The organism is Peribacillus sp. Hz7 (assembly GCF_042136355.1).
Lineage (GTDB): Bacteria > Bacillota > Bacilli > Bacillales > DSM-1321 > Peribacillus > Peribacillus asahii_A.
This window is the reverse complement of sequence record NZ_JBHHJV010000041.1, coordinates 1-13,820: the sequence shown is the minus strand read 5'-3', so window position 1 is coordinate 13,820 and position 13,820 is coordinate 1. Positions and strand designations below refer to the sequence as shown.

The 13,820-nt window shown below is 36.6% G+C and carries 12 protein-coding genes, 1 pseudogene and 1 riboswitch; of the genes and pseudogenes, 6 read left to right on the top strand and 7 right to left on the bottom strand.

Annotated features, from left to right (window positions below):
* A partial coding sequence (locus ACE199_RS22935) for an IS3 family transposase (RefSeq protein ID WP_375351835.1) occupies nucleotides 1-83 on the top strand: 83 nt, incomplete at its 5' end.
* Between the two features lie 172 nt (nucleotides 84-255).
* Here ACE199_RS22935 and brnQ read toward each other — a convergent pair.
* On the bottom strand, nucleotides 256-1,620 hold the full coding sequence (gene brnQ / locus ACE199_RS22930; RefSeq protein ID WP_375351833.1) for a branched-chain amino acid transport system II carrier protein: 1,365 nt from the start codon (nucleotides 1,618-1,620) through the stop codon (nucleotides 256-258).
* 240 nt (nucleotides 1,621-1,860) lie between these two features.
* The gene (bcd, locus tag ACE199_RS22925; RefSeq protein ID WP_375351836.1) at nucleotides 1,861-2,958 is read right to left on the bottom strand and encodes a branched-chain amino acid dehydrogenase; all 1,098 of its coding nucleotides are present in this window, start codon (nucleotides 2,956-2,958) and stop codon (nucleotides 1,861-1,863) included.
* Between the two features lie 465 nt (nucleotides 2,959-3,423).
* Between bcd and ACE199_RS22920 the strand changes: the two are divergent.
* A pseudogene (locus ACE199_RS22920) lies at nucleotides 3,424-4,127 on the top strand (IS6 family transposase).
* 136 nt (nucleotides 4,128-4,263) lie between these two features.
* Nucleotides 4,264-4,557, top strand: coding sequence for a Dabb family protein (locus tag ACE199_RS22915; RefSeq protein ID WP_375351831.1), 294 nt, complete (start codon nucleotides 4,264-4,266; stop codon nucleotides 4,555-4,557).
* 378 nt (nucleotides 4,558-4,935) lie between these two features.
* On the opposite strand, the gene ACE199_RS22910 is transcribed toward ACE199_RS22915, so the two are convergent.
* Nucleotides 4,936-5,820, bottom strand: coding sequence for a hypothetical protein (locus ACE199_RS22910; protein WP_375351830.1), 885 nt, complete (start codon nucleotides 5,818-5,820; stop codon nucleotides 4,936-4,938).
* Between the two features lie 237 nt (nucleotides 5,821-6,057).
* Nucleotides 6,058-6,173: riboswitch (SAM riboswitch) on the top strand.
* An 88-nt stretch (nucleotides 6,174-6,261) separates the two neighbouring features.
* Between ACE199_RS22910 and ACE199_RS22905 the strand changes: the two genes are divergently transcribed.
* Entirely contained in the window at nucleotides 6,262-6,642 is a 381-nt protein-coding gene (locus ACE199_RS22905; RefSeq protein ID WP_375351829.1) for a peptide-methionine (S)-S-oxide reductase, read from the top strand.
* A 524-nt stretch (nucleotides 6,643-7,166) separates the two neighbouring features.
* On the opposite strand, the gene ACE199_RS22900 is transcribed toward ACE199_RS22905, so the two are convergent.
* Nucleotides 7,167-8,879, bottom strand: coding sequence for a helix-turn-helix domain-containing protein (locus ACE199_RS22900; protein WP_375351828.1), 1,713 nt, complete (start codon nucleotides 8,877-8,879; stop codon nucleotides 7,167-7,169).
* Between the two features lie 740 nt (nucleotides 8,880-9,619).
* Here ACE199_RS22900 and ACE199_RS22895 point away from each other — a divergent pair.
* Both ACE199_RS22895 and ACE199_RS22890 read left to right on the top strand, forming a co-directional pair.
* Nucleotides 9,620-11,116: a primase C-terminal domain-containing protein gene (locus ACE199_RS22895; protein ID WP_375351827.1), complete on the top strand. Its 1,497-nt coding sequence runs from the start codon at nucleotides 9,620-9,622 to the stop codon at nucleotides 11,114-11,116.
* Nucleotides 11,117-11,632: 516 nt separating this feature from the next.
* Nucleotides 11,633-12,190 carry a DUF4256 domain-containing protein gene (locus ACE199_RS22890; RefSeq protein WP_375351826.1) on the top strand — a complete coding sequence of 186 codons (558 nt, stop codon included), beginning with the start codon at nucleotides 11,633-11,635 and terminating at the stop codon, nucleotides 12,188-12,190.
* A 170-nt stretch (nucleotides 12,191-12,360) separates the two neighbouring features.
* Here ACE199_RS22890 and ACE199_RS22885 read toward each other — a convergent pair whose 3' ends face one another.
* From ACE199_RS22885 to ACE199_RS22875, 3 genes are all read right to left on the bottom strand, one after another.
* The gene (locus ACE199_RS22885) at nucleotides 12,361-12,717 is read right to left on the bottom strand and encodes a GIY-YIG nuclease family protein (protein WP_375351825.1); all 357 of its coding nucleotides are present in this window, start codon (nucleotides 12,715-12,717) and stop codon (nucleotides 12,361-12,363) included.
* A 22-nt stretch (nucleotides 12,718-12,739) separates the two neighbouring features.
* On the bottom strand, nucleotides 12,740-13,495 hold the full coding sequence (locus ACE199_RS22880) for a DUF2087 domain-containing protein (protein WP_375351824.1): 756 nt from the start codon (nucleotides 13,493-13,495) through the stop codon (nucleotides 12,740-12,742).
* A gap of 242 nt (nucleotides 13,496-13,737) precedes the next feature.
* The coding region (locus ACE199_RS22875) for an IS3 family transposase (RefSeq protein ID WP_375351835.1) at nucleotides 13,738-13,820 on the bottom strand (83 nt) is incomplete at its 5' end.

Sequence of the window (13,820 nt, the reverse complement as noted above, 5' to 3'; positions counted from 1 at the left end):
ATTACAATCACTATAGATATCAATGGAATTTAAAAAAGATGACCCCTGTTCAATACAGAGATCATCTTCTTAAAACTGCCTAGGCTTTTTTTAAAATGTCCTTTACAAAGGGTACACTTCACTGAGAAATTGGGCTTTTTAATATCGAAATTTCCTTAACGTTGTAAATCTGCATTTTCCTGACGCTACCCCTTATAGAACGAACAGGTGCCGTTCGATTAAAATGTCAACAAATTAAAAAAAAGGTTGACATATTTATGAAACTTTTTTTCTTTTAACTATTCTAGTTGGATGATTAAGACCGAATTTCACTCGTATTATGCTACTGCTAAACCCTATAAATCCTCCAACAATTGCTGGGATAATCCACCCTATTCCTACATCATAGAGAGGAAGAATTTCATGAAAGAAATTATTAATGGATGAAAAGCGTATACCAGCTTGGTTTAATCCATCAAATAAACTCACAACGAATGTGAATAGCATACTTCCTTGGTATACTTCAGAACGACCTTTGAAAAGAGAGTGTGTAAATGTTAAAACAATCAACACAATCGCTAATGGATAAATCGCTGTTAACACAGGTACAGATAACGAAATCAATTGCGCTAATCCAAAGTTCGCAAAACCTGCACTAATGACAGAGAAAATAATTGCCAATTTTTTATAAGAAACACTTGGAATTAACTTATGGAAATAAGAAGCACAAGCCGTAACTAATCCAACACTTGTTGTTAAACATGCTAGTAACACAATAAAGCCTAGTAACACTCCACCGAAAGGACCGAAGTAATGGCTTGAAACTTGTACTAATACTTGTGCACCTGTATCTGCATAACCTATTTCCTCCACACTTGTAGCACCAAGATATGATAGTCCTGTATAGATTAAAGCTAAAATACCTGCCGCGATAAACGCTGATTTCATACATAAAGTAAGAAGTTGTTTCTTATTCGTAATCCCTTTATCTCGAATTGCATTAATAACAATAATCCCAAACACGAAAGCAGCAAGAGCATCCATTGTTAAATAACCTTGTTCGAACCCTGTAAAGAATGCATGAGACACATAGTCCTCAGTAGGTGCTTGGAAAGCTCCCATTGGTTTAAATACAACGAAAGCCATTAAAATTAAAATAAACACGAGCATAATCGGCGTTAGCCATTTTCCAATAATATCAACCATCTTGCTAGGGTTAACCGAAATATAACACGTAAGTGCAAAGAAAATAATTGTAAAGATTAGTAAAGGTACAAAACTGATCTCATCACCTAAAAAAGGTTTAATGGCCATTTCAAACGAAACTGTTCCTGTTCTTGGAATCGCAAACAAAGGTCCGATTGAAAGATATAAAATAACGGTAAACACTACACCAAAAATTGGATGAGTACGATTTGCCAAAGACTGTAAATCGTCTTTCCCCGAAACTCCTAATGCTAGAATACCAAGTAACGGTAAGCCAACTCCTGTTACTAAAAACCCTGCATTTGCTGACCAGATATTTATTCCTGCTAATTGACCAAGCATTGGTGGAAAAATTAAATTTCCCGCCCCAAAAAATAGAGCAAATAACATTAAACCAATAACTAAAATAAATGAAAATGGTACTTTAGTATCCAAATAAAAACCTCCATTAAAGAACTAAATTTTACTGAAAATCCTCTCTTTTTCTACTATACCATTTGACGAATAGGATATTTATTATTCAACTAATTCATTATAAAGCATAGAATAAAATCTCTTTGGACTTACTGAATTAGAGACTAAAATAATCCTAACCCTATATCATACCAAAGAGACTCCTTTCATTGCAGATTAACGAAAAGTGCAAGCGCCTTGCTCAGCCTCCTACATACCAATCTATCTACGCTGATTTAAAATATCCTTTTCATTCTGTAAAAACTGACTACGAGAATTTCTCATTCTAGCAATGCGTTCCTCTGCCATACGATCAGCTGCTCGGTAAGTAGGCAGATTGTCACGCTTCGCAATTTCAATTACTTTCATAATATTGTCATAAATACCCTCGACTTTTTTCAGTGCACGCTCACGATTGTAACCCTTCAGCTCGTCAGCGACATTAATGACACCTCCAGCATTAATCACATAGTCCGGAGCATAAACGATACCTTTTTCATGTATTAAGTCACCATGACGTGGTTCTTTTAATTGATTGTTTGCCGCACCAGCAATAACTTTTGCCTTTAATTTTACTATTGTGTCATCATTTATGACCGCTCCGAGGGCACAAGGGGCATATATATCACAATCGACACTATAAATATCCGCAGGGTCTACTGCCTTTGCACCAAACTCCTCGACAGCACGTTGTACGTTTTTTTTATTAATATCTGTAACAATTAGTAGTGCACCCTCCTCAGCTAGATGGCGACATAAATGATACGCTACATTCCCAACACCCTGAACAGCTACCGTTTTACCTAACAAGGAATCCGTGCCAAACGCCTCCTTCGCTGCTGCTTTCATTCCTCGATATACGCCATATGCAGTTACCGGAGATGGGTTACCAGAGGAGCCAAAGGTCGGTGAAATTCCGGTAACATAATCGGTTTCCTCATGAATTAGATCCATATCCTCGACGGTTGTACCTACGTCTTCCGCAGTAATATAGCGACCATTCAAGCTTTGAATATAACGACCAAATGCTCGAAACATTTCTTCATTTTTATCTTTAAGAGGGTCTCCGATAATGACGGTTTTGCCACCGCCTAAATTTAAGCCCGCTGCGGCATTTTTATAAGTCATACCTCGCGCTAACCTTAAAGCATCCTCTATCGCTGCATCTTCTGAAGGGTACATCCACATTCTCGTACCACCGAGTGCAGGACCTAATGTCGTATCATGGATGGCTATAATAGCCTTTAAGCCTGATTGTTTATCTTGACAAAAAACTACTTGTTCATAATCATATTTTTCAAGATATTGAAACACTTCCATTTTATATTCTCCAAAAGGCTTTATAGTATTTCCTATTTTCATTTCCCTTTTAGATCCTCCATAAGGTTTTACAGTAGTCCCCATTTTCATTTCCATTTTATTTCCTCCTAAGGTTTATTAAAGGTTAACGTGATTCGCATTCACCTCTCACTATTTTAAGAAAGCAATTATTATGCCAACAATGAATATCCTTCTACATCTTATGGTTAATAGATGTTTAAACACTATCATTCCTTTGGGAAAATATGGTTTTTTTTTTTTTTTTTTTTTAAATCTCTTAAAACACACTATTTATTATTTAAATGCAAAAATTTGCATAGTTTGCGCAAAAAAGTACATGCATTTTTTTGCACAGTTTAGCTTTTTCCATTTTAGGTTCTGGTGCAAAAATTTTAAAATATCTGCAGGTAATCTCCCAAACTTGGACATACTGATACTAGTACTCTAAAAAAGGATGTGGTCAGTATGGAAAAGCAAAATCTATTCAAGTGGAAACATTATCAGCCTGATATTATTTTATTAACCGTGAGATGGTGCGGTACAACCTCAGTTTTCGTGATTTAGTCGAAATGATGGAAGAACGCGGACTATCTATTGCTCATACAACCATCATGCGCTGGGTTCATCAGTATGGTCCTGAGTTAGATAAGCGAGTACGGCGTCATCTCAAGCCAACCAATGATTCTTGGCGAGTCGATGAGACATATGTGAAAGTCAAAGGTCAATGGATGTATCTATATCGTGCCGTTGATTCAGAAGGAAATACAATTGATTTTTATTTAAGCAAAACAAGAGATCATAAGGCTGCAAAGCGCTTTTTCAAGAAAGCTTTGCGGTCTTTTCATGTTTCAAAGCCCCGTGTTATCACAGTAGACAAGAACCCAGCCTATCCTATAGCGATTGAAGAGTTGAAGAAAGAGAAAAAGATGCCCGTAGGTATCCAAATAAGGCAGGTAAAATATCTTAATAATATTGTGGAGCAAGATCATCGTTTTATTAAAAAGAGAGTTCGTTCGATGTTAGGGTTGAAATCTTTTCGTACAGCCCAATCTATCCTTAAGGGAATAGAGGTAATGCATATCATTAAAAAAGGACAACTTGCTTTACAGGACAAGTCTGTCCAAAGTCGAGTGAAGTTCATTCATCAACTATTTGGAATCGCTGCATAAGAACAGATTCCATTAGGAATCTATATATCTTTCACATAAATGCAGTCTTTGCACCAGAACCCTAAAGATTGCACCCTTTTTGATAATTAGATAGAATTAGCACGGAAGAAAAATGATATAGAAAAGGGGTTTTTACATGATCCATCGTACGGTACTCGTTAAATTTGCGGAAACAACAACAAAAGAACAGCTAAAGGAAGTCGTTGCTCGATTTAAAGCGTTAAAAAATCATCTTACAGGGATTGTTGACCTGCAGGCAGGTTTAAATTTTGCAGAGAAAAGCAAAGAATACCAGGTAGTGTTGGTGGTAAGGTTTGAAGACAAAGCGGCTCTTGATGCATATGTATCAAATGAGGAACACCAGGCTGTTGCCATGTTCATTAAAGAGGTAGGACGAGTGGACAGCATTGGGGTAGATATCGAAATCTAGTTTCATATGAATTCCAAACCTGAATAGTGTACTATAAGTGCCTGGCTCTTTTTTATCTTACATAGTCAGTTCTTTGTCAGGAATGCGTTTTTGTAGAAAGTTTTTCAAGAAAATTTTCTTATTGAACGAAAATGGTGCATTTCCACTAGCATGGTGCATTTTCGCGTCCAAACCGTGTGGCAAAAAATTTTTTCGAACCTCTGGGGCTCTCGGCTTCAGAGGTTCCTTTTTTTGCCCAAGTCCCCTCAGAGAGGCCTTTTGTTCAAAGGCGTTGTTAAACCATACTGTTGATATTTTGAGCCTAAAAATAGACCATCATTTTGATGGCCTTGTTTAATCAGCACCCGGTAGTTCAATAAGGAGGAGGCCCTTCTACCTTTAGAATAATTGTGCCTTCTTTTTAAATTCCTCGTAATTCTGTTTGAATTCTTCTTCCGTTACAGCCTGAAACGACAGTTTTTGATCGGTCGTCCAAAATGACAGGTCGAAACGAGTGGCACCCTCATGAAAATTACCTTCCAACTTGGTTTCCTTTCCATCTACGGTGGTGAAGAACCGCACCATAAGTCCGTCTGTTATTCCGTTCAAAGCATATCTGGTTTCTTCGTACGGGTTGGTTTTACTCCCCGTGTCAGTCATCATAAGAAGAGAACCTGTCAATTCGCCTTGGAGTAGGGCTTCATCGATTTTGACGAAGAGCTGGAACGATTCGTTCTCCGCGGAGTAAAGATATCCGTACACACTATCAAGATCGGAGAAAAACTTTCTTAAACGGTTCTTTTCTTTTTCTTCCGAATGATAGATGGCCATTTGCAACTCTTGTTGTAGCGCTTTTACATATTTATCGAGTTCTTCTTGGTCAACAGCCTTGTATAATTTGTTATCCTTGTTTTCTTGCTTTTGTACTACAAGATTTCCCTTAGAAAACCAAGCGTCAAACGTTATGATTTTCTCACCATTATTCACCTTAAATTCATATCCTTTTTCAGTTGTTTCTCCAGTCAGGGGGGATTTTTTTTCTTCCATAAACGGTACTTTACCGACTTCTTCTATGATTTTCTGTTGATGAAGTGTACCTTTCACTTTCCCTTTTTCACTAGTTAGTTCAAACCAATAAAGTATGCCGTTATCACTGTATACAAATGCGTCAGATTGGTTCAGTGGGTCCTTTCGGTCTTTCACTTCGGATGTTGCCCACCAAAATGCTACACCAATCAACAACCCAATTACCACCGCTACTCCCCAATATTTTAATTTCCTCATTTGATTTCCCTCCGGATCAACAAAAGTTTGAAGATGAGAGCCGCCTATCTTTTCATTTAAATAAAAAGTAATCTAAATACATATTCCTGTATAGCTGTATTTATGTATTAGAATGAATTCTAAAAAAATATTTCGTTACTTTCAATGAGAATTTTTATGATAGTACTTGAATTTTAGATAACTGAATGATACTATCAATAACAATCAACTAGTTAAATAAAAATAAATAGCGATAACTTCTTATCCAGAGTGGTAGAGGGACAGGCCCTGTGAAACCCGGCAACCATCAAGTCAAAATATTGTCTTGAACGGTGCTAATTCCTGCAAAGGTGTTAACCTTTGAAAGATGAGAGGAATGTATGTAATAATACGAACCTCTCTTTATTTAAAGAGAGGTTTTTTGGATGGAAAGAGGCTTATCGCTCAAAGGAGCGAATTTAAATGGAAAAAGCAGTGTTTGGTGCAAGCGAATTTTTTAGTCAAAAAGCTTTTATTACAGGTTTTCATGGTATTGAAAATGCTCGAATAGGACATCTAAGAGGGGCAAATCTAGACATAGTAGAAATATGGTTTAATCCTTGGAAAGTATCTTATAATGACTTATTAGAATTGTTTTTTGACTTACATGACCCAACATCTAGAGAAGGTCAGTCATTTAAAAACCAATCATTGATTTTCTTCTCTGATAAAAACCAATTAACATTAGCTAAACAAAAGAAAAGCGAGCTAAAACATATTTTTAAAGATGAAGTTATTACAAAAATTACCCCGGCGTGTGAATATATTAATGACCTGAAAGAGATCGAATTAATGTCTTATTGAACTACCCATCACTTAATTTTCTAATGAAACTTTGAAGTGGGAGTCTTTTCGCCTAAAATGATAAGAAACATTGGCGTAATTCAACAATTTGTCCCACCTTTCTTATGCTAGACGGCTTTGGATCTCTAGCATATCAAAAATGCACCACTTCCGAATGAAATGCACCACAATGGTACACATATTGAACGAAAATGGTGCATTTTTTTGTGACTTCGTCCAAAGTGTGTAGTATTTATTTCTATGAAATGGGGTTAATCCCTTGATATATCAGCATTTATGGGTAAATCCTTGTTACATATTCATATAGAAAAAGTGGTGCATTTCCCTCAACATGGTGCATTCTTAGGTCCAACCTGTGTAGTAAAAAATTTTAAAGTTTTTTCAAACCCTTGGGGCTCTGAGCTTCAGAGGGTTTTTTTGTGCATTTCCTCTTAGAGTGAGGGCTTTATCAAAAGAAATTATTTTTACTTTGCCTCTGATTAAACGAATACTAGTACTGAACCTTATTGCGACTTTTTCATCTTTTATCTTTTTGTGCGTTGTTTTTGTTTAGCCCAGTGCTCTAACTTTGAAATATTCCTCTTGTTGAAGCGTTTGTTTTGCCTATTCAAATAACGAAGAAGGGTACTATGGGAAAGCCCCATTTCTGCAGCAGCTTTACGAATACTTAATTTTTCCTGTTCAATTAAATCGGCTATATACTCTGGTGAAATTTCAATAAGCGTATTTTCTTCTAGGTCCATTGCTATTTGTTCAGAAGTTCCAGGTAGCTGTTCGATAATAGGGGGAGTCACTACAGTAGCAGCCAGCTCATTTACAGCTGGCGAAGCTAAAGTCTCGATATTAATTTTCTTTAGATTCTCTGCAATAATCTCATCCGGTGGTACGATTACCACAGTTAGTGGCCCCCAATATTTTTGTATCCAGAAGCGCTTCCCGATACGTTCTTCATCAATTGGTTCTGTGTAATACCAGTTTTTGATGACATAATCGCGCTGAAGATCATCTAGTACAGATTCAAGACGATCACGTATTTGTACACCATTATAGCTTTTAGGGAAAGCAACAACATCTAATAGTGTCTTAATCTTAAATGGTTGATGTAAATTGCGTTTTAACGTCCGTATTTTCCATTGATAATTTAAATAGCGTGTTAAACGTTTGTGTTCACGTTGTGTATAGTGGCTATATTGAAAGACTTTTAAATCAAGGGCCCCAAAAGATTGCTGCTCACTGTTTAAATAATATGAAAGAATAGGTGCAGGGCGAATTTGTAAAGAGTAAATACCTTTTGCCTTTCCCGTCTTTTTATCGTAAGCCATATCTAAGCTTCCGATGTCAAACATGCGATTAAATGTTGTGAAATCATATTGCTGTTCGTCTGAAATCTTTTCCCTGTCGATCACGGTTATATTGTCACCACGCATAGATACCCAAATACTTGAAAGGGCGGCAACACGTTTCATAATGCTAAAGCGCTCTTTTTCACGAATATAGAAATCTTCCTTCATTGCATCAGCAAATCGAAGTTTCAAGGCTTCATCACTGTGGAATTTGATGTAGCCATCAGCATCTTTAGGCTGTACGATCCACAAATAAGAAATCAGGTCAAATAAGTCGGCCGTCCATTCATCTAGTGAGCTAAGTGTAGATTCCACGAGTGATAACCACATTTGCTGCTTTTCAGAATTGAAAATCTCCATAGCAATTGGCCGTAATTCAGCTTTTCCTCGTACAATCCCCTTACTATCCTGAATTTCAGCTCCGTATAAGCCATCTCCATTTTCAACAAATTGCTTTTTCTTCGTGACTAAATCACGCATCAGCTGATAATCAGAGTGCATGGTACCGTACATGTAATCATTATCCAGTACTTGCTCTACCGTTTCGCCATGGTGTGGTTCATTTTCTTTAAAAGACATTTCATTTTGTAAATATGGCTCAACCTCAGCCAGGATAGAATCCGTATAGTTATGGATGGCATTACGAATCATCAATTTTGTTAATGGTTGATTGGGGTATAAAGAGTCCTTAAAGAAATTACAAAGCACCTGAAAGCTTTGGGAAGGCACATGTGCAGCATTTACGTTGATCAAAGAAGCATCTTGTACCCAACCTTCTAAAGGCTCGATATAGCGTGAATCTGTTTGAAATAAAGGGAGTGCTTCTTCTAATATGACCAACGGCAGCCATTCATTTTTAATAATCATGCGTTCTGGTAAATCTTTATAGGACATTCTGGTTCACCTCATATCGTTCTATTAGTACCCCTAGTATAACAAAAATGAACTAATAGCGAATGGGTTATGAACCATTTTCATAGTTAAAACTATAAAATGAACCACTATTGGCGCAAAAATAGAGAGAGTGGTTTATATGTTTCGGAAACTAGGTGTATTAAAAATGAACCATGTGATGATTATGGAGTAAAAAGTGAATCAATTTTTCGGGAACTAGGTGTACTAAAGTGGTTCATTTTAATTGGGTTTTCGGGAACTAGGTGTACTTAGAGTATTTTCGGGAACTAGGTGTACTTAGAAATCCAGTCATATCAACAAAGTGATTCAGAGGTGGTTCATATTTATTGGATTTTCGGGAACTAGGTGTACTAAAAAATGAACCAGTGTCCATTTTTTTCGGGAACTACGTGTACTTAGAAAATGATTAGTAGTTTTAAAAATACTGTTATATCAAGGCTTAGAGGGCATTACGGTTCAGTTTAAATAGTGGTTCATATTCGATAAAGTGGTTCATTTTTTCGGGAACTCGTCATAGAAACTTTTTTTTTCAAAAACGCGCAATCCCTTGCGGCTCTAAGAAAAAAAGTGGTTTGAAAAAGTGGTTCAAAAACGCTTAGAGAGCCCCATTTTGCAGATGGTTCATTTAGTATACTTTCTTTAGTGAAAAAGAACGTTTTAGGGGAAATTTTGACGAAAAAAAGAGTTTGCTAGTTTTTAAAGGTGAGAAGGTGAGAGAGATGGAAGAAAGGAAACAAGCAATATCGATTGTTGAATTAATGCAGTTGATGACGCATGATAGCTTGTTGCTGTATAAGAAGAAGGGTTCACGTGCACCGATTGGTCGTCTTGCTGCGGATTTGAACAGTCCTTATCGCAAAGGCGTTGTCTTTGTTTCTCCATCGAAGACTGACCTGACGGAAGGGAAAGGTTATGTTGTCACTTCTTACGAAACGTTACAGGAAAAGCACCAGCAATTAACACACTGGACACCGAATACATATCGCGGCGGTACATACTATGATTTCAAAAAAAGGCTGATAAAAGGACATACAAGGGACAATTTGAAACAAATCAATGTCATTGGTTTAGATATTGATTCGAACGAGGCGGATGTATATGGCCTCTATTTAGGCTGCGAAGAAGTAGGATTGCCGCGCCCGAACCTTTTGCTGCAAACACCGCGGGGCTTCCAAGTATTTTTTATCCTAGATACGCCTTTTTATATCCATAACAAAGAGGATTACAAAGCGTTACGAGTAGCAGAACGCTTGTCTCAAAACATTCGTCAGGCGCTATCGAAATATGCACCAGTGGATACAAACTGTGTTCCATTTGGCTTTTATCGCATTCCACGGGAGGATAATGTGCTAGATTTCTCTGCGGAATTGGCTAATACCAGTCAATTGTTAGTTTGGTCCAAGAAATATGAAGCACAGCATCAAAAGAAACTGCACGTTGTGTACAGCGAAAATGCACCAGGTGTGGATTATATCTCTTCTGACTGGTATCAAGCGATTATTCGGTCTCAACATATTGATAAAGGTCATCCTAGCGCTAGTCGTAATAATGCATTATTTACATTAGCATTGGCCAATTATGCAAGTGGTCGTCCATTTGAAGTGGCTTATGATGAGTTGGATCAGTTTAATAGCAATCTATATGTACCACTTTCTCTGCGTGAGTTTGAAAAAACGCTAAAAAGTGCGTATTCCGGTAAATATCAAGGGGTCAAACGCGAATATGTAGACGGATTGCTAGAATTATGGACGGAAGGAAACGTGAAATTCCAAGGAAAGCAAGGCTGGTACAAGTTTAAAAAGGAGCGTGAAGAGCGCAGGCGTTCTCATTACAATGAATGGGAAGAAGATATTATTTCCTATATTGCGACGCACCAAAGTTCTGAAAATCCATATTTGCAGGGCTCCTTAAGCATGCTTTCAGACATGCTAGGAATCGCGCTGTCTTCATTGAAAGAAGTCTTAAAGCGCTCGCGTAACCTAATAACTAAAACCGTTGGACGCGGCAGAAAAGCATATACGATGGTCACGAGCCGTCAGCTGTTTATTCAACATCTATTAAACTCACGAAAAAGAAACAAACAACAAGCGTTACAAGAGATTTTAGAGGCAGCTAATCCAGTGTTAAAAGACTTAGAGATTAGTAGAGTGACGATTACAGAGGATATTCCGATCCTGCAATTAATTCACCCTCATTCAGTACGAAATACTAGTTAAAATAAATAGGCCAGTCTGCCTTTACATATCTATATTCTCCTTGGTTTGGTAGGGAGGTGGCTATAAAAGTTAGATATAGTTCTTCCTTTTTGCTCTTTGTTGGAGGGTAAAGTCTCGGAGCGAGCAGCGGTAAGGTAAGCGATAGCGCGGCAGGGATAAGAGGTTTATTTTGAGGGGATTAGTTTATACTATTTTTTTAAGTGACTAAGGAATACAGATTAACTATTTATTCTTGAAAGGTCTTATGTGATGGGGAGATTATTGGTTTTACACAGAGCTTTTGTTAATTAATAAAAGCAGAAGTTGCAAAAGGAAGGATTCTTATGGCCGTATCATTTCTTGTTTTTTAACTATATTTAATGGAAAATGGTTGATGAAATAAAGAATTGATATTGAAGGTAAATTTAATCTTCTAAAAGACCAAGGATTGGAATAACTTCGGCTTTTGGGTTTGAATCATTACTTATTACATGTTCAACTTAGTATTTTGAGTAAAGCAATAAGGGGGAAATTACTATGACACTAGAGTTGTCACTAGAACAATGTGAAGAATTATTTAGGGTATTGAAAGCCCGTTTTGAGAAAAATATGAACCGTCATAAGGATCTTGAATGGGCTAAAGTCCAAGCAAAACTAGAAGATAATACTGAAAAACTATGGTCGCTCAGTGAAATGGAAAGAACTGCTGGAGAACCGGATGTTGTTGGTTATGATAAAGAGAAGGACGAATACATTTTTTATGATTGTTCAGCAGAAAGTCCTAAAGGTCGCAGAAGTATTTGTTACGACCGTGAAGCGCTAGAGTCGAGGAAAAAACATAAACCGGAAAATAATGCTATTGATATGGCAACTGCCATGGGCATTGAACTTTTAACGGAAGAACAATATCGAGTGTTGCAGAAACTTGGAAATTTCGATATGAAAACGTCGAGTTGGGTGCAAACACCTTCTGATATTAGAGAACTTGGTGGCGCCCTTTTTTGTGATTGTCGTTACGGGCATGTCTTTGTGTACCACAATGGAGCAGAATCCTATTATGCTGCTAGGGGATTCCGTGGCTCGCTAAGGGTTTAAATTAGCTACATCTGAATTTGCGAACGAATTATATGGGGAATGGCTTTAACTTTATTCTTTAATTAAAAGGTGTATTTCCAGAGTAAGGAATTGTCATTTTTAATGGAATAATAGAAAACTCATTTGCACTAATAACTTTATAAATGAGTTTTCTGCTATTTTTAAAGGAATTACGCCTTCTTTTGCTTGTTGTATCCCCGTTCTTCATAAGGCTCGAGTTGTTCCAGCCATTTATTCTCAAGTTCTAACAAGACTTCTTTTTCATTAAAATAGGGGTCGTCTTTCTTTTTGAGTGTTTCTAAAATATCAATACTGAATGCCTTTGCACCATAATGATGCCAGTCTTCTTGTAGCTCTTTGTTCATAACTGTGCCGGCTTCTAAACTAAATTTTAGCCCGTTTAATGTTTTAAAATTTCTCGTACTTCCGACGAAAATTTTACCGTTTTGGTTATTTTTGATTTGATAAACACCAGCTTCAATGGGTGTTTCTTTATATAGTTGTTTCAATTCCTTTTTTCGATCCATTTTCGATCCTCCCTTTCATTCGTTATTTTTTCAGCCAATATTGACTTCCGTCTGATTTTCTTTCTAAAAAGCCGTATTCGATTAAATATCTTCTAATCAAGACATAATCATCGTATATGGCTTCTAAAATCTGATTAATTTCTTTTTCCGGATACATTCTATCTTTTTCAAATCGCCCTGTGATTTCTCGAAGGATAATCAGTCTTTGTTTTTCTTTTGGCGGGAATTTCTTTAATTGTCCATTTATCCCTTCAGGTAAAAACTTTTTAGTGATTTCTTTTTGTTCTTCTTCTGTGACAGCATATCGATCATCGACCATTTTTGCTGTTTTATGTGGTGGGACAAATGCTGGCGCATGTTGATCTTTTTCTTTTAAAAGCTCCATAATAGCTAAAAAGGTCTTTGCTTGACGTTCTTTTTCTTTTAATGCAAAACGATGATGCCTAATCGTAGAGGTACTGCCAATCCCCATCTCAGCTTGAACCTCTTTATCGCTTTTACCTTGGTAAAAAAAACGAAGCAGGTGATTCTGATGATCGGTAAGCCCTGTTAATTTCTTATCAAGACCGATTAAATAATCAAATACGGATTGATGGGCACTTTCGATATGAATACGCATATATCTCTCAGCTTCATAAAAAGTTTCGTCATGACGGTAAATAATTCCCTTTTCGATTTTTTCACCGCATAAAAGGCAAATATATGAATCTGACTCTTGAATATATCCCCGTTTAAGTTCTTCTAATGAGGCATTCCAAAAATTATCTGAAATATCCACTGTTTAAACACATCCAATCAAAGTTTGAAATAGAACAAACAAATATAAAAAATGTTTACCTAATGACAAACATACTAATATGAAGTTTGATTGTTGTCAAATTCATATACAAACATTATTTATAAATGTTTAAAAATATTCAAACGAAGGTTTGTCTTGTTAGTTATTTAGATGAAAAAGCCCAATTTCACCATTTTAATGAAGTGAAGTGTACCCTTTGTAAAGGACATTTTAAAAAAAGCCTAGGCAGTTTTAAGAAGATGATCTCTGTATTGAACAGGGGTCATCTTTTTTAAATTCCATTGATATCTATAGTGATTGTAAT